23 protein-coding genes are annotated in these 20,365 nt (G+C 43.2%); 11 read left to right on the top strand and 12 right to left on the bottom strand.

The annotated features are described in order from the left end of the window. On the top strand, window positions 1-558 hold a 558-nt coding region (locus BDE36_RS21735; RefSeq protein WP_141816455.1), incomplete at its 5' end, for a SusD/RagB family nutrient-binding outer membrane lipoprotein. A gap of 143 nt (window positions 559-701) precedes the next feature. Here BDE36_RS21735 and BDE36_RS21730 read toward each other — a convergent pair. The 3 genes from BDE36_RS21730 to BDE36_RS21720 all read right to left on the bottom strand — a co-directional run bounded on the left by BDE36_RS21730 (window position 702) and on the right by BDE36_RS21720 (window position 3,556). Next, window positions 702-1,673 (bottom strand): hypothetical protein, encoded by a 972-nt coding sequence (locus tag BDE36_RS21730; protein WP_141816454.1) that lies wholly within the window; start codon window positions 1,671-1,673, stop codon window positions 702-704. Between the two features lie 128 nt (window positions 1,674-1,801). After that, the gene (locus BDE36_RS21725) at window positions 1,802-2,524 is read right to left on the bottom strand and encodes a YebC/PmpR family DNA-binding transcriptional regulator (RefSeq protein WP_128770364.1); all 723 of its coding nucleotides are present in this window, start codon (window positions 2,522-2,524) and stop codon (window positions 1,802-1,804) included. An 87-nt stretch (window positions 2,525-2,611) separates the two neighbouring features. Beyond that, window positions 2,612-3,556, bottom strand: a complete 945-nt coding sequence (locus BDE36_RS21720; RefSeq protein WP_128770365.1) for an NAD-dependent epimerase/dehydratase family protein — start codon at window positions 3,554-3,556, stop codon at window positions 2,612-2,614. Between BDE36_RS21720 and BDE36_RS21715 the strand changes: the two genes are divergently transcribed. The 6 genes from BDE36_RS21715 (at window position 3,555) to BDE36_RS21690 (ending at window position 9,050) form a co-directional block, all read left to right on the top strand. Then, on the top strand, window positions 3,555-4,769 hold the full coding sequence (locus BDE36_RS21715) for a M14 family zinc carboxypeptidase (RefSeq protein WP_161987755.1): 1,215 nt from the start codon (window positions 3,555-3,557) through the stop codon (window positions 4,767-4,769). The genes BDE36_RS21720 and BDE36_RS21715 overlap by 2 nt on opposite strands. A 97-nt stretch (window positions 4,770-4,866) precedes the next feature. Further along, the gene (locus BDE36_RS21710) at window positions 4,867-5,169 is read left to right on the top strand and encodes an ArsR/SmtB family transcription factor (protein WP_141816452.1); all 303 of its coding nucleotides are present in this window, start codon (window positions 4,867-4,869) and stop codon (window positions 5,167-5,169) included. Between the two features lie 16 nt (window positions 5,170-5,185). Continuing rightward, on the top strand, window positions 5,186-6,286 hold the full coding sequence (locus BDE36_RS21705; protein WP_141816451.1) for an NADH:flavin oxidoreductase: 1,101 nt from the start codon (window positions 5,186-5,188) through the stop codon (window positions 6,284-6,286). 48 nt (window positions 6,287-6,334) lie between these two features. After that, window positions 6,335-7,381 carry an NAD(P)-dependent alcohol dehydrogenase gene (locus BDE36_RS21700; protein WP_141816450.1) on the top strand — a complete coding sequence of 349 codons (1,047 nt, stop codon included), beginning with the start codon at window positions 6,335-6,337 and terminating at the stop codon, window positions 7,379-7,381. A gap of 208 nt (window positions 7,382-7,589) precedes the next feature. Further along, window positions 7,590-8,168 (top strand): HD domain-containing protein, encoded by a 579-nt coding sequence (locus BDE36_RS21695; protein ID WP_141816449.1) that lies wholly within the window; start codon window positions 7,590-7,592, stop codon window positions 8,166-8,168. Between the two features lie 12 nt (window positions 8,169-8,180). After that, window positions 8,181-9,050, top strand: a complete 870-nt coding sequence (locus BDE36_RS21690; RefSeq protein WP_141816448.1) for a YitT family protein — start codon at window positions 8,181-8,183, stop codon at window positions 9,048-9,050. Between the two features lies 1 nt (window position 9,051). Here the strand turns inward: BDE36_RS21690 and BDE36_RS21685 are convergent, their stop codons facing one another. Genes BDE36_RS21685 through BDE36_RS21675 form a run of 3 tightly spaced genes read right to left on the bottom strand, consistent with a single transcriptional unit; the run spans window position 9,052 to window position 11,806 of the window. Then, window positions 9,052-10,095 carry an adenylate/guanylate cyclase domain-containing protein gene (locus BDE36_RS21685; protein WP_202618185.1) on the bottom strand — a complete coding sequence of 348 codons (1,044 nt, stop codon included), beginning with the start codon at window positions 10,093-10,095 and terminating at the stop codon, window positions 9,052-9,054. Then, complete coding sequence (locus BDE36_RS21680; protein ID WP_141816446.1) at window positions 10,088-10,471, bottom strand: response regulator; 384 nt, start codon at window positions 10,469-10,471, stop codon at window positions 10,088-10,090. The genes BDE36_RS21685 and BDE36_RS21680 overlap by 8 nt, the downstream gene beginning before the upstream one ends. Before the next feature lie 21 nt (window positions 10,472-10,492). After that, window positions 10,493-11,806, bottom strand: a complete 1,314-nt coding sequence (locus tag BDE36_RS21675; protein WP_128770376.1) for a sensor histidine kinase — start codon at window positions 11,804-11,806, stop codon at window positions 10,493-10,495. Between the two features lie 241 nt (window positions 11,807-12,047). Between BDE36_RS21675 and BDE36_RS21670 the strand changes: the two genes are divergently transcribed. Continuing rightward, a complete protein-coding gene (locus tag BDE36_RS21670) occupies window positions 12,048-13,436 on the top strand; it encodes a Gfo/Idh/MocA family protein (RefSeq protein ID WP_141816445.1) in 1,389 nt (462 codons plus the stop codon). A 91-nt stretch (window positions 13,437-13,527) separates the two neighbouring features. Here the strand turns inward: BDE36_RS21670 and BDE36_RS21665 are convergent, their stop codons facing one another. The 4 genes from BDE36_RS21665 to BDE36_RS21650 form a co-directional block, all read right to left on the bottom strand. After that, window positions 13,528-14,391, bottom strand: a complete 864-nt coding sequence (locus BDE36_RS21665; RefSeq protein WP_141816444.1) for a glycoside hydrolase family 25 protein — start codon at window positions 14,389-14,391, stop codon at window positions 13,528-13,530. A 55-nt stretch (window positions 14,392-14,446) separates the two neighbouring features. Beyond that, window positions 14,447-14,656: an ABC transporter permease gene (locus BDE36_RS24380; protein WP_394366868.1), complete on the bottom strand. Its 210-nt coding sequence runs from the start codon at window positions 14,654-14,656 to the stop codon at window positions 14,447-14,449. Then, window positions 14,635-15,696, bottom strand: coding sequence for an ABC transporter permease (locus BDE36_RS21655; protein WP_141816443.1), 1,062 nt, complete (start codon window positions 15,694-15,696; stop codon window positions 14,635-14,637). The genes BDE36_RS24380 and BDE36_RS21655 overlap by 22 nt, the downstream gene beginning before the upstream one ends. Before the next feature lie 129 nt (window positions 15,697-15,825). After that, window positions 15,826-16,023 carry a YqaE/Pmp3 family membrane protein gene (locus tag BDE36_RS21650; protein ID WP_128770380.1) on the bottom strand — a complete coding sequence of 66 codons (198 nt, stop codon included), beginning with the start codon at window positions 16,021-16,023 and terminating at the stop codon, window positions 15,826-15,828. Between the two features lie 271 nt (window positions 16,024-16,294). On the opposite strand from BDE36_RS21650, the gene BDE36_RS21645 reads away from it, so the two are divergent. Together BDE36_RS21645 and BDE36_RS21640 are read left to right on the top strand one after the other, a co-directional pair. Further along, window positions 16,295-16,510, top strand: a complete 216-nt coding sequence (locus BDE36_RS21645) for a hypothetical protein (RefSeq protein WP_128770381.1) — start codon at window positions 16,295-16,297, stop codon at window positions 16,508-16,510. 160 nt (window positions 16,511-16,670) lie between these two features. Then, a complete protein-coding gene (locus BDE36_RS21640) occupies window positions 16,671-17,579 on the top strand; it encodes a serine hydrolase (RefSeq protein WP_141816442.1) in 909 nt (302 codons plus the stop codon). Between the two features lie 279 nt (window positions 17,580-17,858). Here BDE36_RS21640 and BDE36_RS21635 read toward each other — a convergent pair whose 3' ends face one another. Continuing rightward, window positions 17,859-18,650: a TIGR00266 family protein gene (locus tag BDE36_RS21635; protein WP_141816441.1), complete on the bottom strand. Its 792-nt coding sequence runs from the start codon at window positions 18,648-18,650 to the stop codon at window positions 17,859-17,861. Between the two features lie 117 nt (window positions 18,651-18,767). Between BDE36_RS21635 and bla the strand changes: the two genes are divergently transcribed. Further along, window positions 18,768-19,505: a subclass B1 metallo-beta-lactamase gene (bla, locus tag BDE36_RS21630; protein ID WP_141816440.1), complete on the top strand. Its 738-nt coding sequence runs from the start codon at window positions 18,768-18,770 to the stop codon at window positions 19,503-19,505. Window positions 19,506-19,899: 394 nt separating this feature from the next. Here bla and BDE36_RS21625 read toward each other — a convergent pair whose 3' ends face one another. Then, the gene (locus BDE36_RS21625) at window positions 19,900-20,325 is read right to left on the bottom strand and encodes a nuclear transport factor 2 family protein (RefSeq protein ID WP_235904407.1); all 426 of its coding nucleotides are present in this window, start codon (window positions 20,323-20,325) and stop codon (window positions 19,900-19,902) included. Window positions 20,326-20,365 lie beyond the last annotated feature (40 nt).

The raw sequence follows: 20,365 nt of genomic DNA, 5'->3' as shown, positions 1-20,365 counted from the left end.
AACTCGGGAAATTTCTGCGACGTAAATAAACGTTATGTTGAAATGTTCAATGCCGAGCCAGTCGGGTTGTTCAATTACTGGGATCTTCAGTTTGTTTTGGCTGAAGCTGCTGTAAGAGGCTGGATCAGCGGGACTCCAGCTCAAACCTATTATGCGAACGGAATAAAAGGCTCCATGGCGTTTCTGGCTAATTATGCCCCGTCAAGCTATTCTCATAATATGCTCCTAAGCGCTGCGTATGCAGATACTTTTGCACAGCAGAATGCTTTACAGGGAACTACCGAGGAGCAGATCAGGCAGATCATCAGTCAGAAATACATCGCTGGTTTCTTTCATAATGTTGATTATACCGCATGGTTCGAGAACAGGCGTACCGGCTATCCCACGTTTGTATTAAACAGTGCAACAAATCGGAATACCCCTGCTTCGAAGTTCCCGGTCAGATGGCCCTACCCACAGAAGGAGCTGGATTATAATTCTGAGAATGTACAGGCTGCCATTACCCGCCAGTATAACGGTAATGATGATAATAATCAGTTAATGTGGATCCTGCAATAAAAGACATTTCCTCGTTTTAGTCTGGACAGCAATTTCAGCCCTGCATAATCTAATAAATTATGCAGGGCTAATTATTAATAAGCATAGCATTATTCATCTGGAAAATGACATCCTTGTTTCTCCCCTTTGGCGCTGAAGAGATCTTACTCTTCCGTTTTAGGCTTGATATTCTTTGCGTTAAAACGGGGCTTGTATATCGGCTTTGCCGGCTTGTCGGAAGGTTGTACGTCTGTATCTTCTGCGCTTGTTTCATTGGTCCCTGCAGGCGGTTCCTGAACGTTTGTTGTTTCTCCCGGCTCCGGTGTATTCTGTGGTTCTCGAGTAGCTTTATCTTCTTCCTTTTCTGCCTTATTAGAAATAGTTTTAAGATTAAACCGGGGCTTATAAGCTGGTTTTGCCTTCACCTCCTCTTGTTCGACGATCTTTGGTACTTCGGGCACCTCATCGCGCCTTTGTTCGGGGATCTTTTCTGGCACATCATTCAAATCAGCAAAAGACTTTTCTTCGGTTGTATGCCCCGACTGCTCTTCCGTCCCCGCCGGCTTCTTAGGAATGTTTCGGATATTAAACTTCGGTTTATAAGCTGGTTTCTCAGCAGCAGCGGGACTTGTTACCGGTATGTCCGACACTTCAGTTTGCCCCGGCCGGCTTTCCACTGTTTGAGCGTCCTCGGAAGGTGCGCCGGATATGGGTTTGACATTCTTTGGTTTAAAGGGAGGTCTTTTTGCCTGTGCAGGAATCGCTTCAGAAGGAACCTCGTCCCTCTTGTCTGCGACTTCGCCAGGAGCTTCCGGTTTTGCCGGGACATTCGTTGCTTTGAACCTCGGTTTAAAAGCAGCCGGAGCAGAAGCCGGAGCTTGCTCTATAGTTGGTGAACTTAGAGGCTCGGCTTGCGAAGCTATCTGTGTTTCTACTTGGGTAGTGGCTTCTTTTGCAGGCTGTTGAAGGTGATACAGGCGCCTAAGCCTGTTAAACCAGAATTTTTTGCTATGGTCGAAGCTCTTTTCGCCCATCAGCACAAAATGGCTTTTGAATTCTGTATAGAGGCCATGGTCAGCTTTCGCAAGCTGATCAATGTCTATCTTCTTTTTTGCGAAAAATTCTTCAAAAGTCATATTGAGCCAGGTATCAAGTATCAAGTATTAAGTATCAAGTAGCAAGATTGTACATTTCATAGAATGCTACGACTGGCATCCTTTTAATAATTGTCTTGATACTTGATACTAATATCTTGATACTAATTTTATGCCATATTATGATAAACCGCCTGCACGTCGTCGTCTTCTTCCAGCTTGTCAATAAGCTTCAGCACGTCGGCAGCCTGTTCTTCACTTATTTCTGTAGTTGAAAGTGCGATTCGTTCCAGTTTAGCGCTTTTTACTTCAATGCCTTTTTCTTCAAGGGTCTTTTGCATTTTACCGAAATCTTCAAATGAAGTATGGATAACGGCAATATCATTGCCTTCTTCATCGGCCTCTACAAACAGATCTTCCAGCCCGGCATCAATGAGTTCGAACTCCAGCTCTTCAAGGTCGAGTTCCTTTGGATCGAAACGGAATACCGATTTGCGGCTGAAAATGAAATCCAGAGAACCTGTTTTTCCTAACGTACCGCCAGTCTTGTTAAAATAGCTACGTACATTGGCAACGGTTCTATTGGTATTATCAGTCGCCGTTTCTACCAATACAGCTACACCGTGTGGTGCATAACCTTCGTACACAATTTCTTCGTAATCTTTTTCTTCTTTGCTTGATGCCCGTTTAATGGCCGCTTCCACCCTGTCTTTAGGCATGTTTACTGCTTTCGAATTCTGAATGGCAGTACGCAGTCGCGAGTTCGTTTCAGGATGAGGCCCTCCGGCTTTTACGGCCATCGCTATTTCTTTCCCCAGGCGTGTAAACTGGACAGCCATTTTCGCCCAACGCTTAAATTTTCTTTCTTTACGGAATTCAAAAGCTCTTCCCATATAATGTGTAAAGTTTAAAGTTAAAAGTATAAAGTAAGCCTGTGGACAGGCAGAACCTTTAAAGTGTCAAACTTAATTAATAATAAATTATTTCTTGAGATGCGTCAGCATTTCTTCCGTCATCTGCGGCAGATCAAATTTAGTCTTCCAGTTCCAGTCGTTTTTTGCGAAGCTATCGTCGATAGATCGTGGCCAGCTGTTCGCAATAAGTTGACGCGGATCTCTGCCGGTGTAATCTAATTTAAAATCAGGGATATGTTTACGGATCTCAGAAGCAAGCTCTTCGGGTGTAAAGTCCATTCCGGCGAAGTTATAGCTCGAGCGGATGCTTACTTTTGCCGCGGGAGCCTCCATCAGTTCTATGGTTCCGCGTATAGCATCGTCCATGTACATCATAGGTAAACGGGTATCTGCAGAAAGAAAAGAGCTATAACTGCCTTTTTTAAGGGCGTCGTGGAAAATGTGAACTGCATAGTCGGTTGTTCCTCCTCCTGGCGCAGCTTTCCAGCTAATTAACCCAGGGTATCTCAGGCTCCTTACATCAAGCCCGTGTTTTTGAAAATAGTATTCACACCAGCGTTCTCCAGCCAGCTTGCTGATTCCATATACCGTATTTGGATCCATCACACAAAATTGGCTGGTGTTATCCTTGGGTGAACCAGGGCCAAATACAGCAATCGAACTAGGCCAGTATACTTTCCTGACGTTAAATTCGATGGCAAAATCAAGCACATTCAGCAATCCATTCATATTAAGGTCCCACGCGAGTTTTGGATTCTGCTCACCTGTAGCCGAAAGTATCGCTGCAAGAAGGTAAATCGTAGAAGGCTTATATTTCTGGCAAACAGCTTTCAGATTGTCTTTATCCAGAACATTAACAAATTCAAAAGGGCCGGCATTTCTCGTATCATAGTCAGGACGCCGGATATCGCAGGCAACTACCTCGCTGCCGCCATATATATTTCGTAATTCGGTAACTAACTCCGTTCCTATTTGTCCGTTAGCGCCTATTACTAAAATGGTTTCATGCATGTGCAAAAGTAAGAATTTTGTTCTCTATTTTTGGCAGGTGAATTTACATGCCAGCGCTTATCGTGACGGTTCTTTTGTTGACCGGTTTTTTAAACACGACTCTATAAAAAGCAGAGTGCGACAAATAAAGGAACGAGGTCTGTTTAAGGTAAGACAAATTGGTCAATCAGTGTTAGGCAAAGAAATATTTTGTATATCTGCGGGCCATGGAAAAGTGAATATTCTTATTTGGAGTCAGATGCATGGGGATGAGCCTACCGGGACGATGGCCATTTTCGACCTGCTAAATTTTCTAGGATCAAACGATCTTGAACATGTAAGAAATACGATATTGTCTCAATGCACCGTGCACTTTATTCCCATGTTGAACCCCGACGGTGCAGACTTCTTTCAAAGAAGAAATGCCCTTAACATTGATATTAACCGCGACTTTTTAGCAATGCAAACGCCCGAGGCGAAGGTTCTTCTGAATGCACAGGAAGAAATACAGCCAGCATTTGCTTTTAACCTTCACGACCAAAACACGCTATGGTCTGTTACCGGGAGCAGAAAGTCCGCAGCGATTTCCTTGCTAGCACCTCCGGTAGATTGCAATGCTACTGTCACTCCATCCAGGTTAAAGGCAATGCAATTGGCGGCATCGGTTTACAACTTGTTGCATACAAAGATTCCCGGACAAGTTGGCCGCTGGAGCGAGGAGTATGAACCCCGGGCAGTGGGCGAAGTCTTTCAGAGTCGCGGAATTTCTACAGTTCTTGTGGAGGCGGGTGGATTTGTTGACGACGACGAAAAACAGCTCGTCAGGCAACTAAACTTTGAATTGCTTTTACATTCGCTTGAGCAAATAGCCACTGGTGTATACAGTAATGAAAAAGAGAATACCTATCATCGCATACCGTTAAATAATAAAGAGATATTCCATCTTCTTATCCGGAACTGCAAAGTCGCTTCACCGGCAGGCTACATTAAGGCTGATATAGGATTAAACTATACCGAGGAACTTGACGCGGCAGGAAAAAACAGAACAAAAATGTTTTCAGTTGCTGATTTCGGAGACCTGTCAACCTGGGGAGCTTACGAGTCAATTGATGTTCGTAATGCCGTCTTAAAGGGTACTTTGAAAATCGATGCGGTCGCATCATTTAACATTGAGGATGATAAAGGGATTGTATTGTCGTTTGTTAAGGGGATAAAACGAATTCAGGCTATTTAGATTGTTACCCGCCCGCCTACTCCTGGCCCAATCAGGTAAATGTCATTATTCTTTAGCAGATAGGGATATCGGGAAAATCCGATATATATTTGCCCTCATGGATCAATTGGAAATATTCAAGGCACTTTCAAATAGGAGCAGGTTAGAGATCCTGCAGTGGCTGAAAGAGCCCGAAAAGTACTTTCCCGTTCAGGAGTCTGTGGGTTTTGATGAAGCCGGTGTATGTGTAGGCCAGATACAGAAGAAAGCGGGTCTTACTCAATCTACTGTCTCTGAATACCTGAGTACATTGCAAAGAGCCGGGCTGATCAAGGCTACGCGAATTGGGCAATGGACATATTATAAGAGAAACGAGGAAGCTTTTAAGGAGCTAGGAGAATTGATCAGCAACGTTTTGTAGTATAAAAAATTAAAATATGAAAACAGATAGTCTTTTCAGCCCATTCCAGCTGAAATCGTTGAACCTTAAGAACCGCATTGTGATGGCGCCGATGACGCGTTCTTTTTCTCCGGATGGAGTTCCCACTGATGATGTTGCCGTGTATTACACGAAGAGAGCAGCAGGAGAGGTAGGACTGATCTTGTCAGAAGGAACAGTGATTGACCGCCCTGCATCTTCGAACGACAGGAACATTCCGCACTTCTATGGAGAGAAAGCATTAGCCGGCTGGCAGAACGTTATAAACAATGTTCACAGTGCTGGCGGAAGCATGGGCCCACAGATCTGGCATATGGGTGTTATGGATAATCACTACTCCGGCTGGCTTCCTGATGCTCCATTTGAAGGTCCATCAGGACTTAACAGGCCCGGTTCCGAAAACGGCCAGGCGATGACGGATTCCGATATCGCTGATACCATCACCGCATTTGGGAAGGCCGCGTATCATGCTAAACAACTCGGCTTTGACTGTATAGAAATTCATGGAGCACACGGATATCTTATTGATCAGTTTTTTTGGGAGAAAACCAATTTACGTAGCGATGTTTACGGAGGCAGGAGTTTGCCCGAACGCAGCCGTTTCGCGCTCGAAGTAATTAAAGAAATCAGAAGGCAGGTAGGAGATGATTTTGCTTTAATTATCAGGTTGTCTCAATGGAAGCCTGCCGATTATAACAATAAGCTTGCGCAAACTCCGCAGGAGATGGAAGCCTGGTTGAACCCGATGGCTGAAGCAGGGGTAGATATATTCCATTGTTCTCAAAGACGCTTCTGGGAACCCGAGTTCGAAGGATCAGATCTCAATTTTGCCGGATGGGCTAAAAAGATAACCGGTAAACCTACTATAACGGTTGGATCGGTAGGCCTCACAGGGGAGTTCCTTGCCGCATTTCAGGGCGAAAGTTCACAGCCCAGCTCTCTGGACGAGTTGCTCCGTCGCTTCGATAGAGGCGATTTTGATCTGGTTGCAGTTGGACGTCCCTTATTGGCAGATCCGGAGTGGATGCAAAAAATACGCGATAACCGCACTGGAGAATTGAAGGGCTTCAGAAAAGAAGCACTTGCCGAATTAATTTAAATTCCACGTAACTTTACTTATATAATAGGGTTATTAAAAAAAGAAATTATGACTTTAGTTAAAGCATACGCGGCTCATAAAGCGGACAAACCACTTGAACCATTTCAGTTAGAAAGACGTGAACCTGGATCAGATGATGTGGAGATTAAGATCCTGTATTGCGGAGTGTGCCATTCGGACATTCACACTGTAAGAAATGAATGGGGCGGCACCATGTACCCGGTGGTTCCCGGACATGAAATAGTAGGCAGGGTTACCCGCACCGGCAACGGCGTTTCAAAATTCAAAGAAGGCGACCTTGTTGGAGTAGGCTGTTTTGTCGACTCCTGCCGCGAGTGTAACAACTGCCGGGAAGGCAATGAGCAATACTGCGAAAACGGCCATTCGCAGACTTATAATTCATTGCTTCAGGATAAAAAAACGATTACTTACGGAGGGTATTCAAGTCATATTGTCGTCACACAGGATTTTGTGCTTCGGGTTCCCGAGAGCCTTCCTGCCGAGAAAGTTGCTCCGCTCTTATGTGCCGGCATTACTACTTATTCTCCCTTACGCCATTGGGGTGTTAAGAAAGGAGATAAAGTCGCCGTCGTTGGATTAGGTGGATTAGGTCATATGGCGGTAAAGCTTGCAGCATCAATGGGCGCAGAGGTAACAATGCTAAGCCGTTCACCTGGTAAAGAGAAGGACGCGCAGGAGCTGGGCGCTCATCATTTTGCGCTTACTATTAACCAGCAAACAGTGGCAGGACTGGCTAATACCTTCGATTTTATTATAGATACGGTATCTGCCGAACACGACTATAACAGTTACCTTGCAATGCTCAGAACAAATGGAGTAATGGTGCTTCTCGGCGTGCCGCCAAAGCCTTCGGATGTTCATGCTGTGAGCCTGATTCTTGGCCGTCGCAGTTTGGTTGGTTCCCTCGTGGGAGGTATTAAGGAAACACAGGAAATGCTGGATTACTGCGCTGAACATAATATTACTTCCGACGTTGAAGTAATCCCCATGAGCAGGATTAATGAGGCATATGAACGTACCATAAGTGGCGATGTACATTACAGATTTGTAATTGATATGTCCACGCTTGATTAAGGATTTAGTGAATGTGAACTGGCTGAACGCTCAGTCGTTTGTGTCAGTTAACAGTATAAATTCTCAGTCGCAGGATAGAATAAGGAAATCGCTTTCAAATCAGAGGTCACAAAGGCCATGATTTGAAAGCGATTTTTTTTATGCATATAAGTCGTTTCGGCCTATTTACAACATACTTTGTATATTAGGGCCGCAATTGTAAAAAAATATGCAGTTTGAGCGTGCAAAAGATTTTATTCTCAATAAATTAAACAAGGAACTTTCATCGCATCTATCTTATCACAGCATTGAACATGTAAAGGATGTCTATTCGGCCGCCGATAAGATTGGAAGACTGGAGAATATATCTGAGTACGATCTTAAGCTGTTGTTAACCGCGGCATGTTATCACGACTCCGGCTACTTACTGAAAACCACGGGTCATGAGGAAGCATCGTGCGGCATTGCCATAGAGGAGTTGCCGCGATATAATTATACGAAAAGCGAGATCTCTCAGATCTGCGGGATGATAATGGCCACAAGACTGCCCCAAACCCCTAAAAATCACCTTGAAGAGATTATTGCAGACGCTGATCTTGATTATCTCGGAAGAGATGATTTTTTTGATCTGAGCGAAAAATTGTTTAAAGAGCTGGAGTTTCTCGGTACGATCAAAAAAGAGGATGAATGGAACCAGATGCAGGTTCGTTTTTTAGAAGAACACCATTATTTTACGACGACAGCCATCAATCTGCGCAATACAAAGAAGAACGAACACCTGGACAAGATTAAAGAGAAACTTAAATAAATAATTACCCGAATGAAAATCCTACGTTTACCCCAGCAGATTGCAGATATTGTTTACACCATAACCGGAATACTTTTCTGTGGTTTTGCCTTAAAAAGTTTTCTGGTGCCAAATCAGTTTTTCGACGGAGGTGTTACCGGAGTTTCGCTGTTGCTTCATGAGATATATCACTTTAATATAGCTTATGTAATAGTCATTGTTAATCTGCCTTTTATTTTGATGGGCGCTTATCAGGTAAACAAAACTTTTGCTTTAAAAACACTTGCTGCTGTAATAGGACTTGGTATCTGTTTACTTGTAGTGCCCTTTCCGCAGGTTACTACAGATAAATTGCTTGTGTCTATCTTTGGTGGCGTGTTTATGGGCATTGGCGTGGGTTTGGCCATGAGAGGCGGTTCTGCGCTGGATGGTATCGAAGTGCTGGCCTTATATACCGGAAAGCGCATTAGCTTTACCATAAGCGAAATTATTCTTGGGATTAACATTGTAATTTTCCTGATTGCTGCTTTTCATCTGGGACTGCCAACAGCACTCTATTCGATACTTACCTATTACACAGCTTCCCGTACGATTAATTTTGTTGTCGAAGGGCTCGAAGAATATACAGGAGTCACGATCATATCAGGCCAGAGTGAAGAGATAAAGGAGCGTTTAGTAATGGAACTTGGGCGAGGTATTACTGTATATAAAGGCGAGCGTGGATTCCTTAAGGAAAGTTTTGATATAAGTAACCCTGTTGATATCGTATTCACCGTAGTCACCCGGCTGGAGGTGAGCCGGTTAAGAAATATGGTCCATGAGATAGACAACAAGGCGTTTGTATTCACAAGTTCGATCAAAGAAGCAGCAGGAGGGGTGCTAAAGAGAAGAGCCAGGCACTAGTTTAAGCTAGTACCTGGTAGATTATCACTGGTTTAGCCTTGTTTTTTAAAGATACTTCACCTATTTTTTCACAGCTGAAAGATTCTTTGGCTTTTTCATATACTTCTTCCGTGATGATTATTTGTCCCGGCTTTGCTGCTGATTGCAGGCGTTGCGCCAGATTAACAGAATCGCCAATTACGGTATAGTCTAGTCGTCTGAGCGAGGCAGATCCGATATTGCCTGAAATCATTTCCCCTGAATTTATGCCTACCGATATTTCGGGCTTAAAAGTCCTGTCGCCAGCGGTTATTTCTTCGGCCCCTTCCAACTGTTCTCTCACAGCAAGGGCGGCGTCTATTGCTCTGTCGAGATGATAATCGCCCCTGAATACCGCCATTACAGCATCGCCCATAAACTTATCCACATGACCACCCAGGGCAATGATCTCCTTTACTATTTTATCAAACAAGGTATTGATCAGGTTGACCACTGCATTGGCCGGAACTTTTTCAGTGATCGCCGTAAAGCCACAGATGTCTACAAACATAACCGACGCTTCAAGAGTCTCGTTTTTCATAATAGTATTTTCAAACTCTCTGTGATTCATGAAATTAAGCACGGTTTCATCCACATACATCTTAAGGATATTATTCTCACGTATAGCTTTCAGGGTGTTTTGCAACTGCCTCACGTGGTTAATCGTTTTCTCCATCGTCACATCGAGGTCTTCGAAGTTTACCGGCTTGCACACAAAATCAAAAGCACCTCTGTTCATCGCCGTCCTGATGTTTTCCATGTCGCCGTAGGCTGAAACGATAATGGCCTTTATCGTCGGATTGACATCAGGAAGTCGGTTTAATAGTGTAAGTCCATCCATCACCGGCATATTGATATCGCTTAGCACGATGTCAAGATCCGGATGCAACTGAAGTTTTTCCAGTGCCTCGGCACCATTCTGAGCGAAGACAAATTCATAAATGTTTTCACGGATCTTTCGTCTGAACTTTTGCTTAACCAATAGTTCCAGATCAGTTTCATCATCTACCACTAATATTTTAGCCATTATTCACAAAAAGTTTAAGTTTTTCTTTAAGCAGATTGAAATCGAGAGGTTTCGTTAAAAAGTCATTAGCTCCGTGCTCTATCGCCTGCCGGTGGTTCTCTTCATCGCCATAGGCGGTGATCATCATCACAACAGGAGGTGGTACATCATACTCCTTCCTGATATGCGTGAGCAATTCAATCCCACTCATGCCTGGCATGTTAATGTCAGAAAGAATCAACACTACTTTTGATTGCCTTTCTTCAAGGTATTGAAGCGCTTCTTCGCCGGAAAGAGCGAAATCAAATTCCAGTTCATGACTTCTTATTTCTTTCCTGAAACGCTGCAGGAAAAGCGGTTGAACATCCGCCTCGTCGTCAACTACCAGTATCTTCATATAGGGTTTCTAATATTTAAGCTAAACGGGAATAGATACAGTGAACTCCGTATATTCTCCTTCCTCACTTTCAATGTCTATTTTGCCGTCGTGACCTTTAACAACGATGTCGTAACTTAAGGATAAGCCGAGTCCCGTGCCTTCACCGGCAGGCTTGGTAGTGAAGAACGGTTGCATAATTTTATCTTTAATATGTTCGGGTATACCGATGCCATTGTCTTTAACCTTAATCTCCATAAAACCGTTTATCAGTGTCGTCCTTACTTCCACTGTCGGTTGATAGCTCCCGTCCGATTGCTTTTTCTTTTCTGATACCGAATAGAAAGCATTATTGAAAAGGTTAAGGAGCACCCGCCCCATATCCTGCGGCACTACTTTTAGCTGGGGACTAAAAGGTGCGAAATGAGTTTCCATGGTGGCATTAAAACTTTTGTCTCTGGCTCGGCATCCATGATAGGAAAGCCGTAAATATTCATCTGCGAGAGCATTGATGTCGGTAAGTTCTTTTTGACCTGTGCTAGCACGGGAATGTTGAAGCATGCCTTTTACAATGCTGTCTGCTCGCTTACCATGGAATGTTATCTTTTCGAGGTTCTGAGTGAGGTCCCTGATAATTTCTTCAGCATATTCTTTTTCTGATTCAGGAAGCTGTTCAAGCGGACCTGTTTTAAGTTCTTCCAGAAGCTCGGTGCTTACCTCCGAAAAGTTATTTACGAAGTTTAATGGGTTCTGTATTTCATGAGCGATGCCTGCCGTAAGTTCTCCCAAAGAAGCCAGCTTTTCTTGTTGAATCAGTTGAGCTTGTGTTGCCTGTAATTCTTTTACCGCTTCCTGAAGTTCGTCTTTTTGCCTGTTGATTTCTGCAGTTCTTTCAGCAACCATAACCTCTAATTCATCTTTACGGCTTGCTACTATTTTCAGCTCCTGCTGTTTTTTGGAGCTTGCCCATCTTACATATATCCAGGCAAAAGCAAGTAGCACCGCAAATTGAAAGTAAATCTCCCATTCATCATAGAAACCAGGAAAAACCAGCCACACAAGACCATTTAAAAATACTGATCCGACCAGGGGATAATGTGCGTGTAACAAAGGTTTATAATGCCTGAAATCATATTGCTTATCGGCAAAAAGGATAATTCCCAACAACATAAAGCTTCCCGCGAAGCAATTGATCTTTTCTGTAGAAAAAACAGCGAGTAAAACGAAAAGGACTATAATGGAGGCTTCTGCTGTTTTGAGCAGCCTGTTCCACTTCTGATATAAGGGCGAGGGTTGTAGATATTTTTGGATACGCCGAACCAGCAAGAAAGCTGCTAAAAAAGAAAGAAAGTGCATTCTTTGTTGTTTTGTTGAATAAAAAACTAAAATAGTTATTTAAAAGATAAATAACGTTGTTTTTTTTTGGCCTTTTACACTAAGTCGTTGCCTTGTTTGTAACTCAGTGTGGTTTAATTGTGTTATATCTTCTCATTTTACGGTAGGGAAGTTCTCTATAAGTAGTCTTTGGAATTTATTTGATTTTGTACTATCTTTTCGTGCTGATTAGAATCCATTATAAAACTTCATAAACACACAAATGAACAGAAGAAATCTCTTAAAAACTTTGGGCATCAGCGTAGGGGCTACTGTAATAAGTGCCGAAGCGCTTGCCAAACTTTCGGAAAACAAGTATGCCTATACGCTGCCTGAAAACCCCTTACATAAGCCCCTGTCGAAGCCTGTTACTGCGATAATCCTTGGTGCCGGAAACCGGGGAACGGTTTATGGAAGTTATGCGGTTAAGTTTCCGGAACAATTAAAGATAGTAGGAGTTGCAGAACCGATCCCTTTACGGAATGAGCGGCACACGAAGTTGCATAAGATCGTTGAATCTAACCGCTTCAATACCTGGGAAGATGTTTTTAAGCGGCCAAAGTTTGCCGATGCAGTGATCATCAGCACACCCGATAACCTGCACTATGCGCCTTGTATGAAAGCTCTTGAAATGGGCTACGATATACTTCTTGAAAAACCAATTGCTCCCACAGAAAAAGAGTGCCGGGATATCCTTGCCCTTGCAAAGAAAAAGGGTCGGATAGTAGGTGTTTGTCATGTATTGCGTTATGCCCCCTATTTCGTAAAGATGAAGGAACTGATAGCTAAGGGAGCTATAGGCGAAATCATCAGCATACAACACTTTGAGCCTATTGAACACACGCATATGGCGCATTCGTACGTCAGAGGAAACTGGCACAATTCAAAGGCTACTACTCCAATCATCCTTGCCAAGTCATGTCATGACCTTGATATCATAAAATGGGTGATCGATAAACCGGCAAAAGAGATTGTTGCCATGGGCGATTTAAAGTGGTTTAAGAAGGAGAATGCCCCTGAAGGCAGCACTGCCCGCTGTACAGACGGATGTAAAGTTGAAAGAGAGTGCCCTTATTCAGCCATCAAGGAGTACTATGAGCGGCGTTCGCGGACATCGGTGCTCGATCTTCCCGAAGATAAGAGCAAACATGCAGAAGTGATTATGGAACGGTTGAAGACCACCAATTATGGACGATGCGTGTATCGTATGGAGAATGATCAGCCGGATCACTATGTAACAAGCATTCTGTTCGGAGATAATGTCACTGCAAATTTTTCCATGGAGGCTTTCACTTCCTATCATGGACGGAGAACACGTGTCATGGGGTCAATGGGCGACATGGTGGGAGATATGGAAGAACTTGTCATAACAGATTTCAGATCAAGAAAGGAACTGAAGCTGGTGCCTACAGCAGACGACGTGGAAGGATACAAGAATAGCGGACACGGAGGAGGTGACCTTCTTCTCGTTCGTGATTTTGTACAGGCCGTGGCGCAACAGAATCCTAAACTGCTTACTTCAACGATAGATGAATCCATCGAAAGCCATATCATGGGCTTTATGGCGGAAGAAAGTCGCAAGAATAAAAAAGTAATGAGCATTAAGATATAAGGAAAAAGCCCCGCCAGGATCAATAGTTTCGGCGGGGCTTTTCTCTGCCGCCTATCAGGGTTACCACGCTGCTGGTAATAAATACTAATTTTTAATGATAAATTAAACGTCTGAATGCAGTACTGTCACCTTTAAAAACGTTAAAATCGACAGGGTGGTTGATCCCACTTACTTTAGCCTTGTCAGAAAGCTGCCAGAAATACCAGTTGGTATTCGCGCCGGCTTTTAGTTCGGGCTTGTAGTAGTGGGCAATCCAAAGTTTATACTCATCAAAATAGTCTTTCAGGTAATCCCTGTAAAAACTAAGTCCCGTATAAATAATCGGCTTAGTGCCAGTTTTTTTCTCTATGTGTGACAAAAAGGACTTTAATTCCCTTCGCATTCTTTCCGGAGGAAGTCCGTCCAATGTTTCAACATCTGCGATCATTGGCAAATCTCCGGTTTCAAATGAGGCCGTCTGAAGAAAAAAGCGGGCCTGTTGCTTTCCGCTCTTCCGGGGATGGAAATAATGATAAGCACCACAAATGATACCCGCTTTTGGAGCTTCACGCCAGTTACGCTGAAAATAAGGATCGACGAGCGTTATTCCTTCTGTTGCTTTTATAAACGCAAATTGTATTCGCACATCGTCTTCTTCCATCGCCTTTACCTTTTGCCAGTCGATTTTTCCCTGTGCATAGGATACGTCGATCCCGTGAATACCGTATTTACGGGGAATGCGGATATCGTAACTGGAGTAAGTAGGAAATTCAGGGTCTTCACCTATATCTTTAATCCATTGCCAGGTCGCTGAAAAGGGTTTTAAAACGTATCCGTAATACAAGGGAGAAAGTAAAATGAGAAGCATCGCTGCCACGATCAACCTGATGCGTAAAGACCATTTGTTGTCAGTTTTCTTTTTACGTGCAGTGCTTTTAGCCGTCTTTCTCTTTACCGGTTTCCTTACTTGGCGCATTTAATCTCTAAACAGGCAAAGCTAATAATTTCCGCGCAGCCCGAAACGAATAGCACTATTCCATCCTCAGACTTTGGACTGGATTACTTCTTGCAGCTCTAACTGACCGATAACCTACCGTTAATGCGGTAATTACCAATGTTATAACAATAGATATTAAAAAGATTAGCCAGTTAACAGGAATATGATATACAAAGTTCTGCAGCCAGTGATGCATAACCCATCCTGCGAGAGGAGCAGCGATTACAAACGCCAGCAGAACCAATATGGTGAATTCTTTTCCGAAAAGCCAAATAATGCTGTTCTCGCTTGCTCCCAGAACTTGCTTCCCAGTACCTTTCTGACGCCTACTTCCTTTGCTCTTTTCAATGATTGCGCTGTGGCAAGATTGATGAAGTTAACGCATGCAACAATAAGAAGAAACACGCCTATTGCCGACAGTGTATAAAGGGTTTTTGTGGATATCTCGCCATCCATCCCCGTATTGAAATGAACGTTTTTTAGCGGTTGCAGAATAAACCTGAATACTTTTGAGTCTTCCTCGTCGTAGTATTTATCTGATAAGCCTGCAAGGGCTTTATTAACCGTCTCCGGGTGTACTCCCTTTTTTAAAAGAGTGTAGCATTCGAGTCCACCAAAAACGCCGGTCCAGCTACTATCACTTGCAATCCACTGGTTCCAGTTTTTGAGATTATCATAAGAAAGGAATATCTCATTCTTTCTTTCTGAATTGGACGGCAAATCTTTTAAAACTCCCGTCACAGTGAAAATGTCTTTGTTATTTACTTTGATCGTTTTCCCTAAAGCTTCCTCCTTGCCAAAATATTTCCTGGCGATATTTCGGGTAATTAGCGCAGTATTAGGTTGGATCAAAGCGGTTCTTTTGTCGCCTTCTTCCAATGGGAAATTAAAGATTTCAAAGAACTCTGCCTCTGCATAGGCTACTCCATTTGCTTCGTCGAATTTCTTTACTTCTTTACCTGATTGAACAGCAATGAAGCTGCTGTTCAATGTTGCTATACGCGCCGCCTTTTCAGAAAAACCAAAGTCGTTTCGAAAAGCCTTACCTAGTGGCTGAGGCACCGCTCGCTCAAGTTCCACACCTTCCTGATGAAATTCTGTAATTACCCTGTAAATACGGTCTGTGCTCTTATGAAACGTGTCGAAACTTAAATGATAGTTGACGAGAATATAAATGATCAGTGCGCAACAGATGCCAAGGGAAAGCCCTACTATGTTAATAAAAGCATACCCTTTGTTTTTTCTAATGTTCCTTAAAGCGACAGTAAAGAAATTTTTTAGCATGAATCAACCTTTTTTGTTTTATCCTGCATTTAAAATGCCTGTATTTAAAATGGTTGATTATTAGTGTTTTGTGAGGGTTGACTCTGGTCGGAACTGTGCGAAAGCGAACATCTGGTGTTCTTTTCTGGTTTATCTGCTGTTCTTTACAGCCCTTATCAGTTTTCTGTTTCTTTTGTCGGCATAATAGTCATTCGTAACCAGAATAGCATGTATAACTCCCGGTATCCAAAAAAAGAGACAGAGAACAATATTCAAAATCAGAGCGCCTATTCGTCCTGTAGTAAGAACAGCAACGGGAGGCAGAATGATACAAAGGAAATAACGCATTGTAAGTCAAATTATTAATCGAATTTACAGAAAAAGATGCAGGAATTTGTAGTCTTCTTCAGCTAGCTTCCATTTGATTGCTTGAAATACATCGGACATAGGTGGTTCCTTTTATTTTATATACATCAAATTTACTCCGGCAACTGCACAAATTGGGGGTGTAAAAGTGACTTTTTAAGGTGGCAGACGCGACAGGTCGTTTGTGCAATTTTTTTTATTGTGATCAACTTTTTTGAGAAAAGTTGGTTATTGTAGAATAAGGGTAAGCACCATGGTCACTATAGAAATTTTAGAACAACTAGAAAAAGCAGCTCAGGAAAAACATTTGCTGTATTTAAATGCCGGACAGGAATTGGTACGGCAGGAAGGAATTATCGATAAGGCCAATCTGGACTATTTTGAAAGGGTTAAAGAGGAATGGCAAACTGCAAACAGAACATACCGATCCTTTTTATCATCTTTTGGAAGTGAGAGAAAAGTGTCTTAAACATCCAGCCAGGATTTAGCGGCTCCAATCCTTTTTGGTTAGCTGTTGTGCCCTTGGTAATAGCAGCTAGCCGAATTCTGATTCTCCTCAATAATATGTCGCTTAACGCCCGCCTCCATAGGATGATTATTGCTATTTTTGCTTACCATCCTTAATAAACATGAAATATAAGCTACTGTCTTTTCTCATTTTTTTCTCTGTGAGCGTGCTCGCCCAGGTCGATAAAAAACTTACAGCATTGCTTCAGGATGCTGCAAAAGGCTTCGACGGCACAGTGGGTATTTATGTACAAAACCTTAAAACGAATAAAACTGCTGCAATCAATGCGGATACGCTGTTTCCAACTGCGAGTATGATAAAGGTGAGCATTCTCTGCGGGGTGATGGACAAAATAGAGAAGGGGGAATTGCTGTATAATCAAAAGTTGGTTTATCGCGATTCTCTGCTTTATCCGGGTGTGGATATTTTAGGCTCTTTTAAAGATAATGAGACAATTGATCTTAGTAAAGTAGCCATGTTGATGATCACGATGAGTGACAATACCGCTAGTCTCTGGCTTCAAAAGCTCGTAAGCGGAACTTACATAAATAACTGGCTTGATCAAAACGGGTTCAAGGTAATGCGTGTTAATTCGCGTGTGGAAGGCCGGGAGCCGGTACGCAAAATATACGGATGGGGCGTTACTACTCCCTACGAAATGTGCCGTTTGTTTACCTTGATTAGAAATGGGAAGGTCGTTAGTCCCGCTGCCAGCGAACGAATTTATCGTAATCTTGTCCGGATCTATTGGGACGAAGGAGCGCTATCGCAGATTCCCCCTTATGTGCAGGCTGCCAGTAAGCAGGGAGCTGTCGATGCTTCACGATCTGAAACGGTTCTGGTGAATGCCCCGCACGGCGACTATGTTTTTTCGGTCATCACTAAAAATAATAAAGATCAAAGTTGGTCGGAAACGAATCAAGCCCACCAGCTTATTCGTCGTATATCTTCGCTTCTCTGGCATTACTTTGAGCCTCATAGCAATTGGAAGCCCTCTGTGGGTATCGATAAATATATGCGCAATGAATAAGCACTTTTGTCAGCAAAATCATGTCATGGCCGCGTTTCTTTGGATGTGAGGGTAATTATGGGGAAGAAAATAGTATAGCGGGGAAGGCTGTCATCAATTGTCTCGGTAATGAACGTATGGAGCGATTGAGATCTAAACAAATATTAAGGGAAAATGGGCGTTTGCATGCAGAATAGCTGAAATTTTGTCTGGAATTATACTATTGGCACGTTTTTTAAGTTAATAATATCGATAAGGTTTAGGTGCCCTGCTCACGCTCATCGTGACGGGGCTTTTTTTTTACCTTCCATCGCCATCAAGAAGATTGCCGAGGCCGCCCAGAATACTGCCTTCTTCTTTGCGTTGTACGGTGCCATATTGTAAAATACGCGCAGCCAGGCGACTAACCGGAAGCGTTTGGATCCACACTTTCCCAGGGCCTCGTAATGTAGCAAAGAAAACACCTTCTCCTCCAAATATGGTATTACGGATGCCGCCAACAAACTCAATGTTATAGTCGACACCATAAGTAAAACCAACAAGACATCCGGTGTCAACTTTTAGTAGTTCGCCTGGCATGAGCTGCTTTTCAAGCACGTGGCCTCCGGCATGCATAAACGCCATGCCGTCGCCTTCCAGCTTTTGCATAATGAAACCCTCGCCGCCAAACAGACCTGTACCAAGCCGGCGCTGGAACTCTATGCCGACGCTTACGCCTTTTGCTGCACACAAAAAGGCATCCTTCTGGCAGATTACCCGGCCTCCCAGAAGCTGCAAGTCAACAGGTATGATCTTGCCCGGATACGGCGAAGCGAAACTTACTTTCTTTTTACCATATCCTGCATTTGTGAAAGCAGTCATGAACAGGTTTTCTCCGGTAAGCAGGCGTTTGCCGGCGCTGAATAATTTTCCCAGTAAGCCGCCCGACTGCTGACTTCCATCGCCAAAGATGGTCTGCATTTGTATGCCGTCGTCCATCATCATAAATGAACCTGGTTCGGCCACAGCGGTTTCATTTGGATCGAGTTCTACTTCTACATACTGCATTTCTTCTCCGAAAATGCGGTAGTCTATTTCATGGTTGCTAATCATCGGTTGTTTTTTATGAGCGGAATTTACATTTTACAAATGGAAAAAGCCAATAGTTTTAATCATTGTATCGTAGATTTGGAGGGTCTGAAATACTTATGGACAATTAATGGAAATAGCATGAAAAATAGATTGGTGATCCTTTTATTGCTGGTTGCTGGAGCCAGAACGGTTAACTGTCAGGAGGTATTTCACTCAGAAAATCTCGTGATAGAAAAGCTTTCGTCTAACACTTTTGTTCATAAAACCTATTTTCAAACAGCGCAGTGGGGTAAGGTATATTGTAACGGACTGATCTATTGCCGTGATGGGGAAGCTGTTGTTTTTGATACGCCGGTGAACGATTCGCTGTCTCTTGTTCTGATCAACTGGATCAGGCAGGACCTCCACGCAAAACTAAAGGCCGTGGTGGTGAATCATTTTCATGAAGACTGTCTTGGCGGACTGAAAACGTTTCATGACAATGGTGCTGCATCTTATTCCGGCAACCTCACCCGGCGGTACGCACAACAAGATACAAATGCTAAACCTGAAGTCCCCCAGCACGGTTTTAACAAAGAGCTGGTTCTCAACGTCGGTAAAGGGAAAGTAGTAAACCGGTATTACGGAGGAGGGCATACCAGAGATAATATAGTTAGCTATATACCTTCGGAGAAGGTGTTATTTGGCGGCTGCCTGATCAAAGAACTGGGTGCCGGGAAGGGGAATCTGGCAGACGCAGATGTAGAGGCATGGCCCAACACGGTTCGAAAGGTGAAAAGCAGTTTCCCCGATGCGAAATATGTGGTTCCGGGACATGGACAGTATGGAAATACATCATTACTTGATTATACGATCAAGCTGTTTGCAGAGAACTAGTAACATATCTGGTCTCAAATTGGTACTGGCTTAAAATTGGTAGCGGGAGTCCGTTTGCCGGTCTGAAGTGATCACCTCCGGTTCACGGAGCAGAAACAATAGACAAGGACAAGACACAATGACCACCTTCTCCTGACAACGTTCGTACTGGCTGCTTCTCAGGTTCTGTCTGGCTATGACTTGGCTTCGGTCTGGGTATTGGTTTTTTTAGAAGAACTCTAGAAGAAATCTCATAGCTGCGCCGAAGCCAGCCGGGAGAGGGTATGACGCATGTGCAGAATGGCTGGCTTTCTATACAGCATGTGGTTCGGTTGCAATCTATATGATGATGAACGCAGTAAACAAAGGAAAAAGTCCGGCTCGCCGGACCTTTTCCTTTGTTTTTATTTAATCATTAATTATAAGAAGAGGAGATGTTGGTGATCTTCCAGCCTTTACTGGTATTTGAGAGGGTAACAAAATTTACTTTTGAAAAGCCATCATACTTCATCGTAACCTTGGCAATTGCCTGTCCTGGGTTCGATTCAATCATTGTGTAATCTGTCTTACAGTTTTGAACTATGTTTTCCTGCGCCTTAAGGCTTTCGATCATTTGCGTCTTGTTATAGTTCAAAATAGTTTGCCCCTGGCTGACGGTGAATTTAAGATCCTGATCAAGTACAGCAGAAAGGCCTTTTATTTTGCCGTAATTCAGTGCATCGATGTAGGTTGTTACAGCAGCGTCTATCTGCGATTTGTTGCTTTGCGTTTGTTCGGCGGCAAAAGCACTTACAGAAAGAACGAATAACAGAGCGGCGGCGATGTTTTTGAGAGTTTTCATGGTTGTAATTGTTTTTTTGAGTTGCAATGATTTTGTTTGT

The sequence above is a fragment of the Arcticibacter tournemirensis genome (assembly GCF_006716645.1).
GTDB classification, from domain to species: domain Bacteria; phylum Bacteroidota; class Bacteroidia; order Sphingobacteriales; family Sphingobacteriaceae; genus Arcticibacter; species Arcticibacter tournemirensis.
Note: the sequence above shows the minus strand (reverse complement) of the source record. Positions and strands in the feature narration are given on the sequence as shown.